Below are 19,768 nucleotides of genomic sequence, written 5' to 3' on the forward strand. Positions count from 1 at the left end.
CCCTTGATAAGCGCGCCGAGTGGCCCCACGCAATCGGCGATGTCCACAACGCTGCCGCCCGAAATCGAATTGCGCGTTTCGCCCGGACTCATACCCTACCGCGAAGCGCTGGCAGAGATGGAAGCGCGCAACCGCGCGATCGCCGCGGGCGAGGCGCGCGAGCTCGTGTGGCTGCTCGAGCATCCGCCGGTCTACACCGCGGGAACCAGCGCCGCAGAGGGCGAACTGCTCGATCCGCGGTTCGAGGTGGTCGAGGCCGGGCGGGGCGGACGCTATACCTATCACGGGCCGGGCCAGCGAATCGGCTACGTCCTCATCGACCTGTCGAAGCGCGGCAAGGACGTGCGCAACTTCGTCCATTCGATCGAGGGCTGGGTGATCGACACGCTCGGCGATCTCGGGGTCGAGAGCTGGCGGGCACCGGGCCGCATCGGCATCTGGACGCGCGACATCGACGGCAGCGAGGCGAAGATCGGCGCGATCGGGGTGCGGGTGCGGCGCTGGGTGACGATGCATGGCTTCTCGGTGAACCTGTCGCCCGACATGGCGCACTTCGGTGGCATCGTGCCGTGCGGGATCGCCGAATTCGGCGTCACCAGCATGGAACGGCTGGGGAAGCCGCTTGCGCCCGAGGCCTTCGATGCGGCATTGCTCGCCCGCGCCGGTGCGTTCCTCGGCGGATTGAAGTCTTGCGAGAATACCTGATGAAGACCCTTGCCTCGATCACTCTTCCGCTCGTCCTGCTGCTCGCTGGGTGCGGCGATGAAGGAGGCAAGGGCGGCGAGGAACGCGGGACCGCCGCGGGCGAAGTGCTTGGCGGGTCGATCACCGACGACATGCTGCCGCTCGACACGGTGACTTCGCAAAGCCCGCCGCTGCGGGAAGCGGGCGAAAGCAATTCGGCAGCACCGGGCGCGCGGCCTTCGGCGGGCGCGACCGGCTCGGCAAGCGAAGCCGCCGACGCGCCCGAAGAACCCGCGGCCGCGCCGGATGCCGACGCGGTCGAGGAAAGCGACGAAGGTTAGGCGCTACTCCGCAGCGACCCGCTCTTCGGCCATCGTCGGGTAGTCGGTGTAACCGGCCTCGCCCGGGAAGTACCAGCTTTGCGGCACGTTTACGTTGGGGGCGAATTCGGCGCCGGCGGCGATGCGCGCGGGCAGGTCCGGATTCGAGATGAACGGCCGGCCGAACGCCACCGCGTCGCAGCGCCCGCTCGCAATATCGCGCTCCGCTTCGGCAGCCGAGTAGTCGCTGTTGAGTACCAGTGGCCCGGTGTAGATGCTGCGGATCATGCCGTCCTGCTGCGGCACGTCGGTCCGCCCGAAGGTGCCCTCGGGACCGGGCTGGCGCAATTCGACGAAGCCGAGACCGAGGTCCTCGCACACCCGGGCCGCCGCGCCGAAGGTGGCCGCCGGGTCGCTGTCGTCGCAGCCCTGCGACTCGCCGTTGGGGCTGAGGCGGACCGAGACGCGGCCCGCGCCCCAGACATCGACCAGCGTGGTCAGCACTTCGCGCAGGAAGCGCGTGCGGTTCTCCGGGCTACCGCCGTATTCGTCGGTCCGCAGGTTGGTCGAATCGCGCAGGAACTGGTCGACGAGATAGCCATTCGCGCCGTGGAGCTGCACCCCGTCGAAACCCGCAGCCTTCGCGTTTTCGGCGGCCTTGCGATAATCCTCGATCACGCGTCCGATCTCCTCGACCGCGAGCGCACGGGCGGGCTGATAGTCCTGCCGACCGGTGGGCGTGTGGGCGTGGTCGGGCGCGGTGGTGACACTCGCCGACACTGGCGGTTGTCCGCCAAGCATGTCGGGATGGACCGTGCGGCCCATGTGCCAGAGCTGCAGCACGATTGCGCCGCCTTCGGCATGGACCGCGTCGGTCACCTTCTTCCATCCTGCCACGTGCGTGTCGGTCCAGATTCCGGGGGCATTGGGCCATCCGCGCCCTTCCGCGCTGATCGCGGTCGCCTCGCTGATGATCAGGCCGGCGGTGGCGCGCTGGCGATAGTATTCGACCATCAGGTCGTTGGGATCGGCTTCGGGATAGTTCGAGCGCCCGCGGGTAAGGGGGGCCATCAGAATGCGGTTCTTCGTGTGGATCGCGCCGAGTTCGATCGGCTGGAAGAGAACCTCATGCATAGGGGGCAAGCCTTTTCTTGCTGGTTTCGTTTCGCAACCGAGCTAGGGGCGCCAAATGGACAGTGCAACCGGCGCGCCGGACAAGATTGGGTATCAGGCCGGCGCGTGGCACTTGGCCGCGCTGCTGGGCGGCAACGCGGCACTGGCGCTCGGCCCGTGGCTGGTGCGGCTGACCGATACTGGCCCCGTCGCGGCGGGGTTCTGGCGGATGCTGCTGCCCTTGCCGCTGTTCGTGTGGCTCGGCTGGCGCGAGCGGCACGGCAACACGCTGACGCGGCGCGCGGTATTGCTGCTGCTGGTCGCGGGGGTGTTCTTCGCGGCGGATCTTGCCAGCTGGCACATCGGCATCGAACAGACGCGGCTCGGCAACGCGACGCTGTTCGGGAACGCGGGCAGTCTGCTGCTGATGGTATGGGCGTTCGTATCGATCCGCCGCGCACCCGCGGGCCGCGAGTGGATCGCGCTCGCCGCCGCGGTCGGCGGAGCGGCGATCCTGATGGGCCGCAGCCTCGAAATATCGACGACCACGCTGATGGGCGACCTGCTGTGCCTGCTCGCGGGCGTGTTCTACGTATTCTACCTCGTGCCCGCTCAGAGCGCACGCGATACCATGGGCCAGTGGACCGTGCTGGCGCTGGTCTGCGCCGCCGCCTCGCCTGCGCTGCTGGCCATCGCGCTGGCGCTGGGCGAGCCGGTGATGCCGGGCGCGGCAGGCTGGGTCCCGGTCATCGGCCTCGCGATCTCGAGCCAGGTCGTGGGGCAGGGCTTGCTGGTCTATTCGATGAAGCACTTCTCGCCGCTGGTCGTCGGCATGGCGCTGCTGACCCAGCCCGCGATCGCGGCGGCGGTGGGCTGGCTGGCGTTCGGCGAGACGCTCGGGGCGATCGATATCGTGGGCATGGCGCTGGTCAGTGCCGCGCTCTTGCTGGCAAAGGCGCGAAACTAGTCCCGCGCGCCGAGGTCGCCCTTTCCCACCGTGCCGCTCGCCATCTCGAGCATCCGGTCGAGGCTCTTCTTGGCGGCGAGGCGCAGGCCTTCCTCGATCTCGATGCGCGGCTCGAGGTCGCGCAGCGCGACGTAGAGTTTCTCCATCGTATTGAGCGCCATGTAGGGGCAGATGTTGCAGCTGCAGTTGCCGTCGGCGCCGGGTGCCCCGATGAAGGCCTTCTCGGGCAGCGCCAGCTCCATCTGGTGCATGATGTGCGGCTCGGTCGCGACGATCAGGGTGTCGCCTTCGAACGTCTTGGCGAACTGGAGGATGCCGCTGGTCGAGCCGACGTAGTCGGCGTGATCGATGATCGACGGCGGGCATTCGGGATGCGCGGCGACGGGCACGCCGGGGTGCTGCGCCTTGAGCTTGAGCAGTTCAGTCTCGCTGAAGGCCTCGTGCACGATGCACACCCCCGGCCACAGCAGCATCTCGCGCCCGAACTTGCGGCTGAGGTAGCCGCCGAGATGGCGATCGGGGCCGAAGATGATCTTCTGGTCCTTGGGGATCTGCGACAGGATCGTCTCGGCGCTCGAGCTGGTGACGATCACGTCGCTGAGCGCTTTAACCTCGGTTGAGCAGTTGATGTAGGTCAGCGCGATGTGATCGGGGTGCGCCTCGCGGAAGGCCTTGAACTTCTCGGGCGGGCAGGAATCCTCGAGGCTGCACCCGGCATCCATGTCGGGCAGCACGACGATCTTCTGGGGCGAGAGGATCTTGGCGGTATCGGCCATGAACTTGACCCCGCAGAAAGCGATCACGTCGGCATCGGTATCCGCCGCCTTGCGGCTGAGTTCGAGGCTGTCGCCCACGAAGTCCGCGATGTCCTGGATCGCGGGCGTCTGGTAGTAATGCGCCAGGATCACCGCGTTGCGCTCTTTCCGCAGGCGGTCGATCTCGGCCAGCAGGTCGTGACCGGTCGGAAGCTTGGTCTCTAGGCTCATCTCAACTCCGGTTTACCGAGGGCATGTCACACCTCTCACACAGTCCTGAAGCAGGAAAGTCGCCGGTCCCGAAGCGGGTTCCGGCAGAGGCGATATAGGGCGGAAGCAGCACGATTGCATCGCGCCGGCGCATGGCACGCAGACACGCCGGTAGGAAAGCGCTTTCGAACTCAGGCGATCGCGAGCCGCTCGGCCCGGCGCGCGCGGATCTGGCGTCGGAGTACCAGGATGAGCGCCGCCTGCACGAGTGTCATCACGCCGATCGCGCAGAGCCCCGCGGTGAAGCTGCCGGTCGCGTCCCTCGCCGCGCCCCAGGCGAACGGGGTCACGAAGGCGCCGATCTGCGCCATCGTGTTGATCGCCGCCGCGCCCACGGCCAGTTCGCGCACGTGGATCACCTCGGCCCAGCCCGACGATTGCAGCATGGGAATCGTGAAACACACCGTCGCGAAGGCGAGGAACGCGGCGATCACGAGCATCGGCGACGGGGCGAGCGCCATCACGAAGAACGAGATCGCGAGCACCACGATCATCCAGAAGGCGTTGATCCAGCGGTCGCCATGACGGTCGGCGTGATTGCCCGCCCAGACGATCGCGACCACGCCGAGGAGGCCGCCCACCGCGGTCAGATAACCCGCGGTCGTCACGTCGAGCCTTGCGGATTCCATTAGGATCATCGGGGCCGACAGGTTGAAGGTGATCACCGCGCCGATGATCAGCACCCCGATCACGCCCATCAACAGAACGCGCGGATTGCGGAATGCGGCAAGGACGTTGTGGCTCGGGGGTTCGCCGATCAGCGCCTGCTCGCGGGCGAGTTCGCCCTCGATCCAGTCGCGCTCGGGTTCGGTCAGCCAGTCGACGCTGCGCGGATTGTCGGGCAGCAGGAACAGGACCATCAGGCCCACGGCCACGCTCGGCAGGCCCTGCACCAGGAACAGCCACTGCCAGCCTTCGAGCCCGCCGCGCCCGTCGAGCGAAAGAAGCCAGCCCGAAATGCCGCCCATGACGATCGCGGCGAGCGGGCTCGCAAGGTAGAACCGGCTCACCGCGCGGCCCCGGTGGCAGACCGGGAACCAGCTCGCGAAATAGTAGATCACGCCGGGATAGAATCCCGCTTCCGCCACGCCGAGCAGGAAGCGGACGACGTAAAACTGCATCGGCGTCTGGATGAACATCATCCCCGCCGACAGCAGGCCCCAGGTGATCATGATCCGCGCGATCCAGCGGCGCGGGCCGAAGCGGACCGCCATCAGGTTCGACGGGATTTCGAACAATGCATAGCCGAGGAAGAACAGCCCGCCACCGAGGCCATAGATCGTCGCCGAAAAGCCGAGGTCGACGTTCATCTGCGTCGCCGCGAAGCTGACGTTCACGCGGTCCATGTAGGCGCAGAGGTAGGCGAGCGCGATCAGCGGGATGATCCGCCACAGCGCCTTGTTCATCGCGCGGCGACCGATGCTGGCGTCCGGTTCCATCCCGCTTCCCCCCTCGATCAAAACCTACATCGTGAATCCCGGCGGCAGAAATGCCTCCATCGGCCGCTCGGCGCCGGGCGTTCCCGCCACCACCGCGTCGGTGAGGGCGTACCCGATGGGACTGAACGCCAGCAGCATCGAGAGCACGAAGACGCCGACGTAGACTCCGGCTCCCCACCAGTAGGCGGGGTGCACGCGTCCGTGACGGCGCTTGTCGGCGATCATACCGATCACGATGAAGATCAGCGACGCGGCGAACGAGATCGTCCACGCATAGGGAACCATCAGCGGCATCGGCAGGATGCGGCCGAGTCCGGGGCCGCTGAGCACCGACATCGAGCACAGGAGCAACCTGCGGTGCCACCCGGTGTGGCGCTGCCGCCGCAGGGCGTGGATCGCCACGAAACCGAAAGCCAGGAGAAAGGCGATGTTGCTCACGAGGAACTCGTTGACCGCGAAGAAGAACGGTCCCCCGTTGCGCCGCGCGACGGTGACCACGATCGCGATGCCGGCCGCGACCATCAGCGGAATGTAGATGTAGCCCACCTTGCCAAGGCGGATGTGCAATGCGCGCCGGCCCGTCGCGATCGTCGCGGCCTGCGCGACATAGAGCGCCAGCCACCCCATGAAGATCAACGCGTGCACATGATACATTGCCGGGACCGCGAAGGTCGACCGGCCCATCGCCAGGTTCAGCCCGAACCCGGCCACCGTCACCACCGCCATCACGACCGCCATGATCAGGAAAAAGCGGCGCTCGGCCATCTCGGTTGTCTGCGGGACGGAGCCCGCGTGCAGGGTAGCCATCGAAATCCCTCCATTCGATGCGACCGATCGCGCCGGGCTCTGGCCCGTGCGCGGCTATTGGATATTATAGATTGCCGGGCGGCGAAAGGGGGGCTCAGCGTTCGCCATCGAACCGCACGGTCACCTTCGCCTCGCCGTATCCGGCGACCTGCAGCGGGATGGCGAGGTTCTGGCGGATCGCGTCCTTGGCGGCTTGCCGGGCGAGTGCGAGCACCTCGGGGTTCTTGGCGAACACCGCCGCCTTGCGCTCGGCCTGCAGCGAGTTGTTGCGCGAAAGATCGCGCTGGGCGGTCGCGGTGACCCAGTTGCCCTCGGTGAACACCCGCGCCTGTCCCTCGTCGAGATTGGGGCGCGAAATCCGCAGGGGCGGCAGCACCACGCTGAGGGTCTGCGTGGCCGCGTCCCACGCAAACGCGTCGCGGTCCATGCTGGCGAGGTCGAGGCGATAGGTCACGTCGGCGGGGATGATCGTCGCCTGCCGGCTCTTGAGGAGGTCGAGGCCCATGACCCCGCGCGCGTCGGTGCTTTCGGCGACCACCTCAAAGCGGCTCGAAAACACATTCAGCGAATTCTGCTTCTCGAACGCCAGCATCGCGCTCGCGACCGGATCGCCTTCCTCGTTGTAAAAGAACGCCCGCCAGCCGAGCCACGCGACTGCGGCGAGAAGGAAGATCACCAGGAGCCACGGGGTTGCCTGCACGCGGGTGAGCGGGCGCTCGTCCACCACCGGCTCGCGGAGATCGACGTCGGGGCGGTCGGTAGTCAGGGGCCGTTCCATACCTCTCCCGAACGGGTGACGAGGCCCCGGCGTTCCAGATCGATCAGGTGCGCGGTCACGCTCATTTCCGCTGCGCCGTTCAATCGCGGGTCGAGGCCCTTGTACATCGCGGGCAGGAATCCGGCGGCGGTGCGCGGGCCTTCGGTCAGGATGCGCACGATCTGGTTTTCTCGGCTACGGCGGTGGCCGATCATGCCGCGCACGAGCTGGCGGGGGTTGTCGATCTGCGCCCCGTGCGCTGGATAATAGACCGTGTCCTCGCGGCCGTAGAGCAGGTCGAGGCTCGCCATGTAGGCGCCCATGTCGCCGTCGGGCGGCACGACCACGCTGGTCGACCAGCCCATCACATGATCGCCGGTGAACAGCGCCCCGCTTTCCTCCAGCGCAAAGCACAGGTGGTTCGAGGTGTGCCCCGGGGTGTGGACCGCCCTCAGCGTCCAGTCCGGGCCGGTCATCGCCTCGCCGTGCAAGAGCACGCGGTCGGGCGCGTAGGTCCGGTCGAACGCGGCGTCGGCCCGGGGGCCGCTGTCGTCGAGCACCAGCGGCGCGCAGCCGACGATGGGGGCGCCGGTGCGTGTCGCGAGAGGCCGCGCGGCGGGCGAGTGGTCGCGGTGGGTGTGGGTGCACATGATCGCGGCGACCTCGGCCTCGCCGATCGTTTCGACCAGCGCATCGAGATGTGCTGGCTCGTCCGGGCCCGGGTCGATCACGGCGATCCGCGGACCCGCGCCGACGAGGTAGGTCTGCGTCCCGGTATAGGTATAGGGCGAGGGGTTCGGCGCGAGCACGCGGCGGACCAGCGGCTCGAGCTGTTCGACCTTGCCGGTGGGCCAGGGCTGGGGGGGTGGACCTGCCATGCGCTTGCATATGGCCATCGCTCTGCCCCATGTCACCTGCCGAGGGAGATTGCGATGTCCGACCATATCCTCGTGCTCGATGCGGGCACCACGTCGACCCGGGCAATCGCCTTCGACGCGAGCGGCAAGGTCGCCAGCGTCGCGCAGCGCGCGCTGACACAGCACTACCCCCAGCCGGGCTGGGTCGAGCACGATGCCGGCGAGATCTGGCGGCACACAATTGCCTGCGCGCAGGAGGTGGTGGCGAAGCTCGGCACCCGAGGCATCGCCGCCATCGGCATCACCAACCAGCGCGAGACGGTGGTCGCGTGGGACCGCCAGAGCGGCGAGCCGCTTGCCCGCGCGATCGTGTGGCAGGACCGGCGCACCGCCGATTTCTGCGATGCCTTGCGCGAAGCGGGCCACGAAACCGAGGTCCAGCGCCGCACCGGCCTCGTCCTCGATCCCTATTTCTCGGGCACCAAGATGCGCTGGCTGCTCGACAACGAAGGCCAGGTGCGCGCCGCCGCGGAGGCGGGGCGGCTCGCGCTGGGCACGGTGGAAAGCTGGCTGGTGTGGAAGCTGTCGGGCGGCCGGCACCTGACCGATGCCTCGAACGCCAGCCGGACGATGCTGCTCGCGCTCGACGGCTCGCGGTTCGACGAAGGGCTGTGCGATCTCCTCGGCGTGCCGCGCGGCGCCTTGCCCGAAGTTGTCGATACCCACGGACCGCTGGCGGAAACGACGCTGCTCGGCGGGCGCATCCCGATCGCGGGTCTCGCGGGCGACCAGCAGGCGGCGACCATCGGGCAGGCCTGCTTTGCGCGCGGCGAGACCAAGTCGACCTACGGCACCGGCGCGTTCGTGCTCACCAACATGGGCGAGACGGTGCCGCATTCGGCGAACCGCCTGCTCGGCACCGTGCTGATGCAGGCGGACGGGCGGCGGACCTACGCGCTCGAGGGGTCGGTGTTCGTCGCGGGCAGCCTGGTCCAATGGCTGCGCGATGCGATGGGCATCCTGACGAGTGCAGCGGAGACCGAGGCACTCGCCCGTTCGGTGCCCGACAGCGGCGGGGTGACGATCGTGCCGGCCCTCTCCGGCCTCGGCGCGCCGCACTGGAACGCCGCCGCGCGAGGACTGATCACCGGTTTGAGCTTCGCCACCGGGAAGGCGCAGGTCGCGCGCGCTGCGCTCGAGGCGATGGCGCACCAGACCAACGACCTTGCCGCCGCGTTCGCCGCCGACGGCGCACCGTGGGCGATGCTGCGGATCGACGGCGGGATGAGCGCGAACGACTGGATGGCGCAGGACCTTGCCGACGTGCTCGGCCTGCCGGTCGAGCGGCCCGACATGGTCGAGACGACCGCGCTCGGCGCAGGGATGCTCGCGGCGGTCGGAGTGGGCCTGTTCGGCTCGCTGGAAGACGCGGCCGTATCGATGCGCGGCGCGGTGCGGCGGTTCGTACCGGCGATGGATTCAGGTGTCAGGAAGGAGCGGCTGGCCCGCTGGGCCCGCGCGCTCGAGGCGGTTTAGCCCGCGCCGAATTCGCGGCCGAGCCGCTCGCGCAGGCCGAGAACGGCGACGGGCTTCACGGCGAACCGGTCGCGCCAGGCGGCGTCGAGACGGGCGATGCGTCCGTGGAACGCCTCGGTCTCGGCGATCAGCGCGCAGGTTTCGGGCTGAAGCAGGCGGAGCTGCTCGGGATCGGCCGGGCGATCGGGCGGCAGCACGCCGTGGCGGCGGAGTTGGAACTCGCTCAATTCGCCGCTGAAATAGGCGCGGTGATTGAGCAGCCAGGCGAGCACGTGCATCATCCGGGTGGTCGTGCGCAAGCCTTCGACCGACAGGGCGATACGGATCATGTCCTCGGCACCCGCGCGGGCGGGCATCAGGTCGAACGCAGCGCGCACCTCGTCGGCCAGGACGAGGGCTTCGCAGTACAGCGTTTCGATGATCGGCTGGCTGATGTCGGTCGGGCTACTCATGGTGCACGATTCGCTACGCCTCGCCGAGTCGCGCGGCAAAGGACTTAACCGAACAATCCTGCGGCAATTTCGAGGCGTCCCGCGATGGAACGGTTTTTGTTTGCGACCCCGCCTCCGCGGGGTCGTCCTCGCGGCGATTTCCTCCGCTTCGCTTCGGCCGCCCGCAGGTGCCCTGTAGCGAAGCGAAAGGATCAGCGTCGAGGACGAAGGCGCGGAGGCGCCTTCGAAACACAATCACGCAATAATATCCGGTATCAACTGGTCCTCGACCACCGCGATCTGGTCGCGCAGGCGGAGCTTGCGCTTCTTGAGGCGGGCGATCTGGAGCTGGTCGGTCGAGCCGGCGGCCGACAGCGCATCGATCGCGGCGTCGAGGTCACGGTGCTCGGTGCGCAGCATGGCCAGCAGCTTCTTCAGTTCCTGCTCGGTCACGCCCGTCCCGTCTCCCCTCCGCGATCCAGATACGCGGGCCGGGAATCGCCTCGTCGCGCTTCGTCCGGCATTTGGTCGCTTAGGCAATCGTAAGGGCTTCGCAAGTCATCTTCGTTGTGATTGAATGATGAATGCGCGGCCCGTGCCCGCACTGGCACGAGTCGCCTGATTGGGTCGCAACCTGAAAGGAGACACAGATGCTGTCATCGTCACACGCCAACGCTCTGGAAACCAAGCACGCAGGGCTCGAAGCCCGCTTGCGGGACGAGATGAACCGGCCCGCGCCGGACGCGGTGATGATCAAGCAACTCAAGGTCGCCAAGCTCCGCATCAAGGAAGAGCTGAGCGACATCTGATACCCCCGCCCGGCTGCCGCCGGGCCAGAAGCGAACGTACCCGCACGGCGTTCACCGTGCTGACCGGCACCGGTTGGTGATGGGAGGGATGGCGCGCGACGGCCTGCGCAAATGCGCGGCTGCTGCGCGCCATTGGTTTTTATGACGCGGGCGGCCTGCTGCCCTTCCCATCGAGGCGGACGATAGGCTAGGCAGGGCTCCGATGTCCGCCGTTGCCGCCGCCCGCCAAATCCTCACCCGCCTGCACGAGGTGATGGCCTCGCGCCTGCACCCGCAGGGCAAGCTCGACCAGGTCGTCCAGATCATCGGCGAAAGCCTCGATAGCGAGGTGTGCTCGATCTACCTCCTACGCGAAGGGATGCTCGAACTGTTCGCCACGCGCGGGCTGGAACAGGGCGCGGTCCACGTCACCCGGTTGGCGGTGGGCGAAGGCCTCAACGGGATCATCGCCGAACATATCGAGACGCTGAACCTGGCCGAGGCGGCGGCCCACCCCGACTTCGCCTATCGCCCCGAAACGGGCGAAGAGAAATTCCACTCGTTCGCGGGCGTGCCGATCGTCCACCGCGAGCGCGCGGTGGGCACGCTGTGCGTCCAGCACGCCGATCCGCGCCGGTACGAGGACGTCGAGATCGAGGCGCTGCAGACCGTCGCGATGGTCCTCAGCGAACTGATCGCGAGCGCCGGGCTCGTCGACGAGGAAACCGGCCCGCTCGGCGAGGCGCTGTCGGGCCCGCAGCTCGTCGACGGGCTCACGCTGGTCAAGGGGATCGCCGGGGGCAGCGCGGTGTTCCACCAGCCGCGCGTCCACATCGACCAGGTCGTCGCCGAGGATACCGAGGCCGAGCGCCAGCGGGTCTATCGCGCATTCGACAAGATGCGCGACCAGATCGATACGATGGCCAACCAGGCCGAATTCGGGGTCGGCGGCGAGCACGACGAGGTCCTCCAGACCTACAAGATGTTCGCTTTCGACGAAGGCTGGCGCCGCCGCATCAACGAGGCGATCGATTCCGGACTGACCGCCGAAGCCGCGATCGAACGCGTCCAGCAGCGCACCCGGATGCGGATGCGCGAGATCGACGATCCGCTGCTCGCCGACCGGATGCACGACCTGGAAGACCTGTCGAACCGGCTGCTGCGGATCGTCTCGGGCCAGCTCGGCACCGCGGCGACGCAGGGGCTGAAGCGCGACACGATCCTGATCGCGCGCAACCTCGGCCCGGCGGAGCTGCTCGAATACGACCGGCGGCGACTAAAGGGTGTGCTGCTGGAGGAAGGCTCGCTCACCTCGCACGTCGTCATCGTCGCGCGGGCGATGGGCGTGCCCGTGCTCGGCCGCGTACGGGGCCTGCGCGGCGTGGTGCGCGAAGGGGACGAGATCCTGCTCGATGCCGACAAGGCGGTCGCGCACATTCGCCCGAACCAGCAGACGCAGGACCTGTTCGCCGAGCGCTTCGCCCAGAGCAAGCAGCGCCAGGCGGCCTATGCCGAGCTCCGCGATGTCGAGCCGTTCACCCGCTGCGGCACGCGCATCCAGGTGATGGTCAACGCGGGCCTGCGCGACGACGTGGCGGCGATGAACCTCGTCGGCGCCGACGGCATCGGGCTGTTCCGCACCGAGTTCCAGTTCCTCGTCTCGGCCACCCTGCCGCAGCGCGAGCGGCAGACCCGGCTTTACAAGGACGTGCTCGAGGCGGCGGGCGACAAGCCGGTGATCTTCCGCACGGTCGATATCGGCGGCGACAAGGCGGTGCCCTATCTCGACAGCGCCGAGGCCGAAGCGGACGAGAACCCGGCGATGGGCTGGCGCGCCTTGCGATTGGGTCTCGAGCGCGAAGGATTGATGAAGGCGCAGGCGCGTGCCCTGCTCGAGGCGTCGGCCGGCAAGACGCTCAACGTCATGTTCCCGATGGTGTCGGAGCCGTGGGAGTTCGACGCCGCGAAGGAGGTGTTCGACCACCAGCTCGCCTTCCTCAAGCAGCAGAAGAAGCTGCTGCCCGATTCGATCCGTTTCGGTGCGATGCTCGAAGTCCCCGCACTCGCCGAAACGCTCGATCTCTTGTTGCCGAAAGTGTCGTTCATCTCGGTCGGCACCAATGACCTGACCCAGTTCCTGTTCGCCGCCGATCGCGCCAATCCCAAGCTCGCCGAGCGCTACGACTGGCTGAGTCCGGCGATCCTGCGGTTCCTGCGCCGGGTGTCGCTGGCAATCGCCGGGTCGGGCGTCGACCTCGGCATCTGCGGCGAGATGGGCGGGCGCCGGCTGGAAGCACTCGCGCTGATGGGCATCGGGTTCCGGCGCCTGTCGATCACCCCGGTCGCGGTCGGGCCGATCAAGGAACTCGTGCGCAAGGTCGATCTGGCCGAGATCACCGCGGCGATGAGCGGGTGGCTCGCCGCTCCGCCGCCGAGCCTGCGCGTGGAGCTGCAGGCCTGGGCCGAACAGCGCGGCATCGAAACCGACTGATTTCATCGTGCAAGGGGCGCGCTTCGTCGCTCGGTCACTGAGTAAATTGTGTCGGAAAGGTTGACACGTCTCCGCCAGACCGGTTGATGGGCCGCCGGGGGCGGTTGGAATTCTTCGGGACACCGCATGAACGAGATAACGGGTTCGCTTGACGGACAGCTGCCGCTGCATGGCGTCGGCGACAGGTTGCGCATGGCGCGCGAGAAGGCCGGGATGACGCTCGCGCAGCTCGCTGCGGAGACGCGCATTCCGCAGCGGCATCTCGAATTCATGGAGGCCGGCAATTGGAACGCGCTGCCTGCGCGCACTTATGCCACCGGCTTCGCGCGTACCTATGCCAAGGCGGTCGACCTCGACCCGCGCGAGACGGTCGAGGACGTGCGCGCCGAGCTCGCCGCGAGCGAGCCGGGCGACCGCGGCCGCGCCGCCACCTTCGAGCCGGGCGATCCGGCGCGCATCCCCTCGCGCGGGCTCGCGCTCGCTAGCCTGGTGGCGGTGGTGATCCTGCTGGTCGGCGGGTTCATGTTCTATACCCGCGTGATCGCGCCGGGCGCCGGCCCGGGGTCGCTGCTCGAGGAAGAGCGGCTCGCCTCCGAAGCCGCGCAGGCGCAGGCGGCGCCGACGGGCGCGGCGGCCGCCGTTGCCGCCGCACCGCAGGGCGGGGACGTGGTGTTCACGGCGCTCGAGGACGGCGTCTGGGTGAAGTTCTACGACAGCACGGGCGCCCAGCTCATGCAGAAGCAGATGGCCAAGGGCGAGGCCTACACCGTGCCCGCCGACGCCAGCGGGCCGCAGGTCTGGACCGGCCGCCCCGATGCACTGTCGATCACCATCGGCGGCAAGGCAGTGCCCAAGCTCGCCGAGGCCGAGACGGTCATGCGCGACGTGCCGGTGACCGCGAGCGCGCTGCTCGCCCGCACTGCGCCGACGGCGGCTTCTACGTCGGCCGCATCGCCCGCGCCGGGCGCCACTGCCGGGACCTGAGGCTGTCCCCATGTTTGCCGCGCGTCTCGCTCGACATCGCGAACCGCGCGGCGTTAACCCTCGCGTATCCGTTCATCGGCGGTTCGCAGGCCGCGGGTGAAAGGGACCTCGGGATCATAACGACTGAGTGACGGGAATAGTTTGATGGGGATCACGATAACGCGCGCTTTTGCCGCTTCGCTGGCGCTGGCGGCCATGGGCGCTTCGCTCGCTTCGGCGCAGGCACAGGACGCGGCGACCGACGCGCGGCTGAAAAAGGCTGAGTCCGAAATCCGCGCGCTGCAGCGCAAGGTCTTTCCGGGCGACAGCGGCAAGTACTTCGAACCGCAGATCACCGCCGCGCAGCCGACCGGTCCGGCGAACACCAGCGCGCCTTCGACCACCGCGGTGACCGACATCCTCGCCCGGCTCGACGCGATGGAATCGCAGATCGCCCGGCTGACCTCGCAGACCGAAGAGAACTCCAATGCGATCCGCCAGCTCGGCACGCGGCTCGGCGCGCTCGAGGTGACGAGCGGCGCTGCGGCGACCTCCGCCGCGACGACGACGCCAGCCGTCACGACACCGGGCGTCACGACGCTCACGCCGACGCGCCCGGCGACCGTGACGCCGACCCCGACGCCCGCCGCCACGCGTCCGGCCGCGGCTACGCCGACCCCGGCGGCGACCCGACCGAGCGGCCCGACCGCGCAGCGCCTCGCCGCGGTGCAGGCGATCGCCAAGCCGCAGACCGACGATGCGGCGGACGACGAGTACAGCTACGGCTTCCGCCTGTGGGACGCCAAGTTCTATCCCGAGGCGCAGCAGCAGCTCTCGCTCTACGTCGAGAAGTATCCGAACCATCGCCAGATCAGCTACGGGCGCAATCTGCTAGGCCGCGCCTATCTCGATGACGGCAAGGCCAAGGAAGCCGCGCCGTGGTTCCTCAAGAACTACCAGTCCGACAAGCAGGGTGCCCGCGCGCCCGACAGCCTGCTGTTCCTGGGTGAGACGATGATCGCCATGAAGGACACCAAGCGCGCCTGCATCGCGCTCGCCGAATTCGCCGAAACCTATCCCGCGGTCGCCTCGGGACGGCTCAAGAGCCAGTACGACGCCAGCCGGGCGAAGGTGAAGTGCAATTGATACGGCGCTCGATCCCGGGCTGATCGACCGGTTCCGCGCCGATCTCGCGCGGGTCTGTCTGGATTGGGACGATAGCGACCGGATCGGCGTCGCCGTGTCGGGCGGCCCTGACAGCCTTGCGCTGCTGCTGCTCGCCCATGCCGCCCTGCCGGGGCGGGTCGCTGCCGCCACCGTCGACCACGGCCTGCGCGCCGGGAGCGTGGCGGAAGCGGCGATGGTGGCGCGGGTCTGCCGCGATCTCGGCATCGACCACGAAACGGTGCGGGTGGAGCTGGAACCGGGCAACCTGCAGGACCGCGCCCGCGATGCCCGCTACGCGGCGCTGTGCAGCGTGTTCGGCAAGCGCGGGATCGATACCTTCGCGACCGCGCACCACGCCGACGACCAGGCCGAGACCGTGCTCATGCGGCTAACGCGCGGCAGCGGGCTCGCGGGCCTGGCCGGAGTGCGCGCGCGGCGGGTGATCGTAAACGAGGACCCGCTGGGCGAATACTTCGTCGTGCGCCCGTTGCTCCACTGGCGCCGCGCGGAACTCGGCGAAATCGTCGCGAAGGCGGGGCTCGAACCCGTGACGGACCCGTCGAACGACGACGACCGCTTCGACCGCGCGCGCATCCGCAAGGTGCTCGCCTCGCTGCCCGATCTCGATCCGCTGGCGATCGCCCGCAGCGCGGAATTCCTGCAGGATGCCGAAGAAGTGGTCACCGACCAGATCGCCTATGTCCGCGCGCTCAAGGTTACGCGCGAAGGTGATACGGTCTGGTACCAATGGGGCTGGCCGCGCCTGGTCGAGCTCGAGGTCGTGGCCGACATCCTTGCCGAATTCGGTGCCGAGGTCACTCGCTCGGCGGTGGCGAAGCTGATCGAGCAGGTGCGTCGCGACGGACACGGGACGCTGGGCGGGGTCATGGTCCGGCGCAATTGGCACCAGGCCGATGCCAATACCAAGCACGACGCTTGGCGGTTCGAGCGAGAACCGCCGCGCCGGTCGGGCTGAGATCAGACGATCGAGTCGCCGAGACCCATCGTTGCGCCGCGGGTGATGATCACCTTGTCGCCGGGCCTGGTGGCGGCGAAGATCTTTTCGACGAACTGGTCGGGTCCGGCGATGCAGCCGTGGCTGGCGTAGCCGTTCTCGACCTGGCTGCCTCCGTGGATCGCCACGCCGTCGTCGGTCAGGAACATGCTCCACGGCATCGGTGCATTGTCGTACTTCTCCGACACGTTGTGGCGCTGCTTGGCCAGAATCGGAAAGGTGCCGAGCGGGGTCGGGTACTCGTCGGTGCCGAGCAGGACCGCGGCGGCGCCGATCTCGTAACCGCCCTTGAACACCGAGAGCACGCGCGCGTCGAGGTCGACGGTGATCACGATGGGGCCGTCGGGCACGTTCGCGTCGTCCCAGTGCCACTCGCCGTACTTGATCGGTCCGTTGATCGGCAGGATGCGCTTGATGGTGAAGGCGTCATCGGCCTTGGCCACGGCCTTTTCGGGCTTGGCGGAGAGGGCGGCCGGATCGACCGGGATCGGTTCTGCGCGCAGGGCCTTGTCCATCGAGGCGGCGAGCACGCTCGTGGTGGCGAAAGCCGCGGCGAGGCCGAATGCGATTGCCGCGAGAGCGGCGACGATCCACTTGGTTACCGAATCCATAACCGGCGTTATGCGCCGGCGGGCTCCGCGGTTCCAGAGGCCGCCTCGCCGCGTCCCTCGGCGGGACGCTGCCCGTCCGAAAGGTAACGATCCTCGCGCGTGACCGTCACGGTCTTGTCGCCGAAGTGCGACGGGCCGAAGCTGGTGAGGAAGCTGACGTCCGCTGCGTCGCGTCCGACCCCGATCTTCACCGTCTCGTCGGGCTCGGCCATGCCGGTCGCATCGACGAGGTACCACGCGCCGCCGCCCGGCGTAGTCTCGTCGGCGAGAAACACCTCGGCGACCGCGTGGAAATCGGGCGGGGTGACACCCGGCGCAAAGCACGAGACGTAGCGCGCCGGAATGGTCGAGGCGCGGGCGAGCGTGATCAGCACATGTGCGTAATCGCGGCAGATGCCCCGCCGCTCGACGAACGTATCGAGCGCGGTGGTGGTCGAGGTGCTGCTTCCTGGCTCGTAGGTGAAATGCGCCGCGATCCAGTCGCGGATGGCGATAACGCGAGCGCCGCCGCTCGTGCCGCCGAACTCGTCCTCGGCAAACGACTGCAACCGGTCGGCCGGGCAGTACCGCGAATCGAGCAGGTACTCGAGCGTCTCGCCCGGCAGGTCGTGCGGGGCGAGCTGGGCGAGGGGCGCGAGATTGGGCGTCAACCGATCGACCTCGACCACCGCGTCGAATGCGACCTCGAACTTGCCGTCGGCGTGGACCAGTACGCGCTCGCCGATCCCGTCCTGTGCGGGCACGCGCGCGCAGTCCGCGCCACAGGTCATCTGGGTGCGGCTGGAGAGAATTCTCTGTTCGGGAATGTCGGCCGCCTCGAACTGGAGGATCAGGTCGGTCGGCTGGTCGAGCGCAAAATCGAAGCGGGTGGAAATGACTATGGCCATGGTGCGGGGCGAACGCTTGGCAGACCCGCCGGTTTCACGCGAGTCCTGTCTTTTTGAATTGGGCCGCGCTAGGCGCCGTTCCAATAAGGAGATGCATATGCCGGGCCTGTGGTTCGATGAACTTTCCGTGGGGCTGACGTTCGATCATCCGATCCGCCGGACGGTGACCGAGACCGACAACCTGCTGTTCACGACGTTGAGCCACAATCCGGCTGCGCTGCACCTCGACGCCGAATACATGAAGGACAGCGACTACGGCCGCATCCTCGTCAATTCGTGCTTCACGCTGTCGCTGATGGTGGGGGTCTCGGTCGGCGATACCACGCTCGGCACGGCGGTCGCGAACCTCGGCTGGGACGAGGTGCGGTTTCCCGCGCCAGTCTTCATCGGCGATACGCTGCGGATAGAAACCGAGGTGCTGGACCTGCGCGAGAGCAGGTCGCGGCCCGAGGCGGGCATCGTCACCTTCGCCCACCGCGCCTACAACCAGGACGGCACGCTCGTCGCGACCTGCAAGCGCAGCGGCCTCCAGCGGAGGAAACCGGCATGACCCGCACCCTGCGATCGCTCCTGTTCATTCCCGGAGACAGCGACAAGAAGCTCGCCAAGGTCGCCGCATCGGGCGCCGACGCGGTGATCCTCGACCTCGAGGATTCGGTCGCGCCCGCGGGAAAGGCGGCCGCCCGCGACAAGGTGGCCGATTTCCTCCATGCGTTCGATCGTGCGGCGCCGGGCACGCCGGAGCTGTGGGTGCGGATCAATCCGCTCGATAGCGGCCTAGCCGAGACCGATCTTGCCGCGGTCGTCCCCGTCAGGCCCGCCGGGATCATGCTGCCCAAGCCCGACGGACCGGAGGACTGCGCCAAGCTGTCGAGCTTGCTCGACCACATGGAACTCGCCCACGGCGTACCGCCGGAATCGATCGGCATCATCCCCGTCGCGAGCGAGACCGCGATCGCGCCCTTCAAGCTGGGCGACTATGCCACCGCGGGCCTCACCCGGCTGCGCGGGATCACCTGGGGGGCGGAGGACCTTGCTGCGGCGCTCGGCGCGACCGGCAATCGCGGCCCCGACGGCGAATTTCTGTATACCTTCCGCCTCGTGCGCTCGCTCACGCTGATGGCGGCCCATGCTGCCGGGGTGCCGGCGATCGAGACGCTGCACGCGGATTTCAAGGATGAGGCGGGCCTGCTCGCCAGCAGCCGTCAGGCGCGCTCGGAAGGGTTTTCGGGCCGTCTGGCGATTCACCCGGCGCAGGTCGGACCGATCAACGAAGGCTTCACTCCGCGCGAGGACGAGATCGCCTTCGCCCGCCGCGTGGTCGCCGCGTTCGATGCCGAGCCGGGCGCGGGGGTCGTCGGTCTCGACGGCAAGATGCTCGACATGCCGCACCTCAAGGCGGCGCGGCGGACGCTGGGTCTCGCCGGGGAGGTCTAGGGGCCGATGCGGGTCGAACAGGGCGCCTTCCGGATCGACACCGCGGGCGCCGGGTTGACCGATGTCACCTCGAAAGTCGCGCTGTGGCTCGCCGAATCGCGCCTCGTCAAAGGCACGCTGACGCTGTTCTGTCGCCATACCAGCGCGGGCCTGCTGATCAGCGAGAACGCCAGCCCGGCGGTCCAGCGCGACCTCCTGCGCTGGCTCGACCGGCTCGCGCCCGAGGGCACGCAGTACGAGCACGACGACGAGGGCCCGGACGACATGCCCGCGCACATCAAGGCGATGCTGACCGGCAGCGCGCTGACGATCCCCTTCGGGGGTGGCCGCCTGCTGCTCGGCACATGGCAGGGCATCTTCCTCGCCGAGCACCGGGCGCGCAGCCATCGGCGCGAGTTGATCGTCACCGCGATGGGAGAATGACCGGGCGAATGCATGAATAAGTATGCTCGCGCTGGTTTCGCAGGCGCAGC

At 68.3% G+C, this 19,768-nt stretch carries 22 protein-coding genes; 12 read left to right on the forward strand and 10 right to left on the reverse strand.

Annotation, left to right across the window (positions count from 1 at the left end; all coding sequences use genetic code 11):
* The first annotated feature begins 39 nt into the window (after positions 1–39).
* Positions 40–705, forward strand: coding sequence for a lipoyl(octanoyl) transferase LipB (lipB, locus tag ACWPMX_RS00980; protein WP_455698183.1), 666 nt, complete (start codon positions 40–42; stop codon positions 703–705).
* Positions 705–1,025: a hypothetical protein gene (locus ACWPMX_RS00985; protein ID WP_455698184.1), complete on the forward strand. Its 321-nt coding sequence runs from the start codon at positions 705–707 to the stop codon at positions 1,023–1,025. Before lipB ends, ACWPMX_RS00985 begins: the two co-directional genes overlap by 1 nt.
* Before the next feature lie 3 nt (positions 1,026–1,028).
* Here ACWPMX_RS00985 and ACWPMX_RS00990 read toward each other — a convergent pair whose 3' ends face one another.
* The gene (locus ACWPMX_RS00990; protein WP_455698185.1) at positions 1,029–2,138 is read right to left on the reverse strand and encodes an alkene reductase; all 1,110 of its coding nucleotides are present in this window, start codon (positions 2,136–2,138) and stop codon (positions 1,029–1,031) included.
* 55 nt (positions 2,139–2,193) lie between these two features.
* Here ACWPMX_RS00990 and ACWPMX_RS00995 point away from each other — a divergent pair, with 55 nt between their 5' ends.
* Positions 2,194–3,084 (forward strand): DMT family transporter, encoded by an 891-nt coding sequence (locus ACWPMX_RS00995; RefSeq protein WP_455698186.1) that lies wholly within the window; start codon positions 2,194–2,196, stop codon positions 3,082–3,084.
* On the opposite strand, the gene nadA is transcribed toward ACWPMX_RS00995, so the two are convergent.
* The 5 genes from nadA to ACWPMX_RS01020 form a co-directional block, all read right to left on the reverse strand.
* On the reverse strand, positions 3,081–4,070 hold the full coding sequence (gene nadA, locus ACWPMX_RS01000; RefSeq protein WP_455698187.1) for a quinolinate synthase NadA: 990 nt from the start codon (positions 4,068–4,070) through the stop codon (positions 3,081–3,083). The two genes, ACWPMX_RS00995 and nadA, sit on opposite strands and share 4 nt — an antisense overlap.
* 170 nt (positions 4,071–4,240) lie before the next feature.
* Positions 4,241–5,548, reverse strand: coding sequence for an MFS transporter (locus ACWPMX_RS01005; RefSeq protein ID WP_455698188.1), 1,308 nt, complete (start codon positions 5,546–5,548; stop codon positions 4,241–4,243).
* Between the two features lie 24 nt (positions 5,549–5,572).
* Complete coding sequence (locus ACWPMX_RS01010; RefSeq protein ID WP_455698189.1) at positions 5,573–6,355, reverse strand: hypothetical protein; 783 nt, start codon at positions 6,353–6,355, stop codon at positions 5,573–5,575.
* Between the two features lie 94 nt (positions 6,356–6,449).
* Complete coding sequence (locus ACWPMX_RS01015; protein WP_455698190.1) at positions 6,450–7,133, reverse strand: DUF4230 domain-containing protein; 684 nt, start codon at positions 7,131–7,133, stop codon at positions 6,450–6,452.
* The gene (locus ACWPMX_RS01020; RefSeq protein WP_455698191.1) at positions 7,118–7,990 is read right to left on the reverse strand and encodes an MBL fold metallo-hydrolase; all 873 of its coding nucleotides are present in this window, start codon (positions 7,988–7,990) and stop codon (positions 7,118–7,120) included. The genes ACWPMX_RS01015 and ACWPMX_RS01020 overlap by 16 nt, the downstream gene beginning before the upstream one ends.
* A 54-nt stretch (positions 7,991–8,044) precedes the next feature.
* Here ACWPMX_RS01020 and glpK point away from each other — a divergent pair, with 54 nt between their 5' ends.
* Positions 8,045–9,505: a glycerol kinase GlpK gene (gene glpK, locus ACWPMX_RS01025; protein ID WP_455698192.1), complete on the forward strand. Its 1,461-nt coding sequence runs from the start codon at positions 8,045–8,047 to the stop codon at positions 9,503–9,505.
* Here glpK and ACWPMX_RS01030 read toward each other — a convergent pair.
* Both ACWPMX_RS01030 and ACWPMX_RS01035 read right to left on the reverse strand, forming a co-directional pair.
* Positions 9,502–9,957 (reverse strand): DUF1465 family protein, encoded by a 456-nt coding sequence (locus ACWPMX_RS01030; RefSeq protein ID WP_455698193.1) that lies wholly within the window; start codon positions 9,955–9,957, stop codon positions 9,502–9,504. The two genes, glpK and ACWPMX_RS01030, sit on opposite strands and share 4 nt — an antisense overlap.
* Positions 9,958–10,191: 234 nt before the next feature.
* Positions 10,192–10,389: a YdcH family protein gene (locus ACWPMX_RS01035; RefSeq protein ID WP_455698194.1), complete on the reverse strand. Its 198-nt coding sequence runs from the start codon at positions 10,387–10,389 to the stop codon at positions 10,192–10,194.
* 197 nt (positions 10,390–10,586) lie between these two features.
* Between ACWPMX_RS01035 and ACWPMX_RS01040 the strand changes: the two genes are divergently transcribed.
* From ACWPMX_RS01040 to tilS, 5 genes are all read left to right on the forward strand, one after another.
* Positions 10,587–10,745, forward strand: a complete 159-nt coding sequence (locus tag ACWPMX_RS01040) for a YdcH family protein (protein WP_455698195.1) — start codon at positions 10,587–10,589, stop codon at positions 10,743–10,745.
* Positions 10,746–10,947: 202 nt separating this feature from the next.
* Positions 10,948–13,215 carry a phosphoenolpyruvate--protein phosphotransferase gene (gene ptsP, locus ACWPMX_RS01045; RefSeq protein WP_455698196.1) on the forward strand — a complete coding sequence of 756 codons (2,268 nt, stop codon included), beginning with the start codon at positions 10,948–10,950 and terminating at the stop codon, positions 13,213–13,215.
* A 126-nt stretch (positions 13,216–13,341) separates the two neighbouring features.
* The gene (locus ACWPMX_RS01050; RefSeq protein ID WP_455698197.1) at positions 13,342–14,199 is read left to right on the forward strand and encodes a helix-turn-helix domain-containing protein; all 858 of its coding nucleotides are present in this window, start codon (positions 13,342–13,344) and stop codon (positions 14,197–14,199) included.
* Between the two features lie 144 nt (positions 14,200–14,343).
* On the forward strand, positions 14,344–15,324 hold the full coding sequence (locus ACWPMX_RS01055; protein ID WP_455698198.1) for a tetratricopeptide repeat protein: 981 nt from the start codon (positions 14,344–14,346) through the stop codon (positions 15,322–15,324).
* A gap of 94 nt (positions 15,325–15,418) precedes the next feature.
* The gene (tilS, locus tag ACWPMX_RS01060) at positions 15,419–16,321 is read left to right on the forward strand and encodes a tRNA lysidine(34) synthetase TilS (RefSeq protein ID WP_455698199.1); all 903 of its coding nucleotides are present in this window, start codon (positions 15,419–15,421) and stop codon (positions 16,319–16,321) included.
* A gap of 2 nt (positions 16,322–16,323) precedes the next feature.
* On the opposite strand, the gene ACWPMX_RS01065 is transcribed toward tilS, so the two are convergent.
* Positions 16,324–16,971, reverse strand: a complete 648-nt coding sequence (locus ACWPMX_RS01065) for a L,D-transpeptidase family protein (RefSeq protein ID WP_455698200.1) — start codon at positions 16,969–16,971, stop codon at positions 16,324–16,326.
* Positions 16,972–16,979: 8 nt separating this feature from the next.
* Positions 16,980–17,858: a transglutaminase-like domain-containing protein gene (locus ACWPMX_RS01070; protein WP_455698201.1), complete on the reverse strand. Its 879-nt coding sequence runs from the start codon at positions 17,856–17,858 to the stop codon at positions 16,980–16,982.
* Positions 17,859–17,955: 97 nt separating this feature from the next.
* Between ACWPMX_RS01070 and ACWPMX_RS01075 the strand changes: the two genes are divergently transcribed.
* From ACWPMX_RS01075 to ACWPMX_RS01085, 3 genes are read left to right on the forward strand one after another with little or no spacing between them, the layout of a single operon-like run.
* Positions 17,956–18,408, forward strand: a complete 453-nt coding sequence (locus ACWPMX_RS01075) for a MaoC family dehydratase (RefSeq protein WP_455698202.1) — start codon at positions 17,956–17,958, stop codon at positions 18,406–18,408.
* On the forward strand, positions 18,405–19,295 hold the full coding sequence (locus ACWPMX_RS01080; protein ID WP_455698203.1) for an HpcH/HpaI aldolase/citrate lyase family protein: 891 nt from the start codon (positions 18,405–18,407) through the stop codon (positions 19,293–19,295). Before ACWPMX_RS01075 ends, ACWPMX_RS01080 begins: the two co-directional genes overlap by 4 nt.
* A 6-nt stretch (positions 19,296–19,301) precedes the next feature.
* Positions 19,302–19,718 carry a secondary thiamine-phosphate synthase enzyme YjbQ gene (locus tag ACWPMX_RS01085; protein WP_455698204.1) on the forward strand — a complete coding sequence of 139 codons (417 nt, stop codon included), beginning with the start codon at positions 19,302–19,304 and terminating at the stop codon, positions 19,716–19,718.
* Positions 19,719–19,768 lie beyond the last annotated feature (50 nt).

Source organism: Tsuneonella sp. HG094, assembly GCF_053819285.1.

Bases quoted from the DNA above. Each gene is read 5' to 3' on its own strand.
- lipB (WP_455698183.1), top strand. From the start codon at position 40: ATGTCCACAACGCTGCCGCCCGAAATCGAATTGCGCGTTTCGCCCGGA.
- ACWPMX_RS00985 (WP_455698184.1), top strand. From the start codon at position 705: ATGAAGACCCTTGCCTCGATCACTCTTCCGCTCGTCCTGCTGCTCGCT.
- ACWPMX_RS00990 (WP_455698185.1), bottom strand. From the start codon at position 2,138: ATGCATGAGGTTCTCTTCCAGCCGATCGAACTCGGCGCGATCCACACG.
- ACWPMX_RS00995 (WP_455698186.1), top strand. From the start codon at position 2,194: ATGGACAGTGCAACCGGCGCGCCGGACAAGATTGGGTATCAGGCCGGC.
- nadA (WP_455698187.1), bottom strand. From the start codon at position 4,070: ATGAGCCTAGAGACCAAGCTTCCGACCGGTCACGACCTGCTGGCCGAG.
- ACWPMX_RS01005 (WP_455698188.1), bottom strand. From the start codon at position 5,548: ATGGAACCGGACGCCAGCATCGGTCGCCGCGCGATGAACAAGGCGCTG.
- ACWPMX_RS01010 (WP_455698189.1), bottom strand. From the start codon at position 6,355: ATGGCTACCCTGCACGCGGGCTCCGTCCCGCAGACAACCGAGATGGCC.
- ACWPMX_RS01015 (WP_455698190.1), bottom strand. From the start codon at position 7,133: ATGGAACGGCCCCTGACTACCGACCGCCCCGACGTCGATCTCCGCGAG.
- ACWPMX_RS01020 (WP_455698191.1), bottom strand. From the start codon at position 7,990: ATGGCAGGTCCACCCCCCCAGCCCTGGCCCACCGGCAAGGTCGAACAG.
- glpK (WP_455698192.1), top strand. From the start codon at position 8,045: ATGTCCGACCATATCCTCGTGCTCGATGCGGGCACCACGTCGACCCGG.
- ACWPMX_RS01030 (WP_455698193.1), bottom strand. From the start codon at position 9,957: ATGAGTAGCCCGACCGACATCAGCCAGCCGATCATCGAAACGCTGTAC.
- ACWPMX_RS01040 (WP_455698195.1), top strand. From the start codon at position 10,587: ATGCTGTCATCGTCACACGCCAACGCTCTGGAAACCAAGCACGCAGGG.
- ptsP (WP_455698196.1), top strand. From the start codon at position 10,948: ATGTCCGCCGTTGCCGCCGCCCGCCAAATCCTCACCCGCCTGCACGAG.
- ACWPMX_RS01050 (WP_455698197.1), top strand. From the start codon at position 13,342: ATGAACGAGATAACGGGTTCGCTTGACGGACAGCTGCCGCTGCATGGC.
- ACWPMX_RS01055 (WP_455698198.1), top strand. From the start codon at position 14,344: ATGGGGATCACGATAACGCGCGCTTTTGCCGCTTCGCTGGCGCTGGCG.
- ACWPMX_RS01065 (WP_455698200.1), bottom strand. From the start codon at position 16,971: ATGGATTCGGTAACCAAGTGGATCGTCGCCGCTCTCGCGGCAATCGCA.
- ACWPMX_RS01070 (WP_455698201.1), bottom strand. From the start codon at position 17,858: ATGGCCATAGTCATTTCCACCCGCTTCGATTTTGCGCTCGACCAGCCG.
- ACWPMX_RS01075 (WP_455698202.1), top strand. From the start codon at position 17,956: ATGCCGGGCCTGTGGTTCGATGAACTTTCCGTGGGGCTGACGTTCGAT.
- ACWPMX_RS01080 (WP_455698203.1), top strand. From the start codon at position 18,405: ATGACCCGCACCCTGCGATCGCTCCTGTTCATTCCCGGAGACAGCGAC.
- ACWPMX_RS01085 (WP_455698204.1), top strand. From the start codon at position 19,302: ATGCGGGTCGAACAGGGCGCCTTCCGGATCGACACCGCGGGCGCCGGG.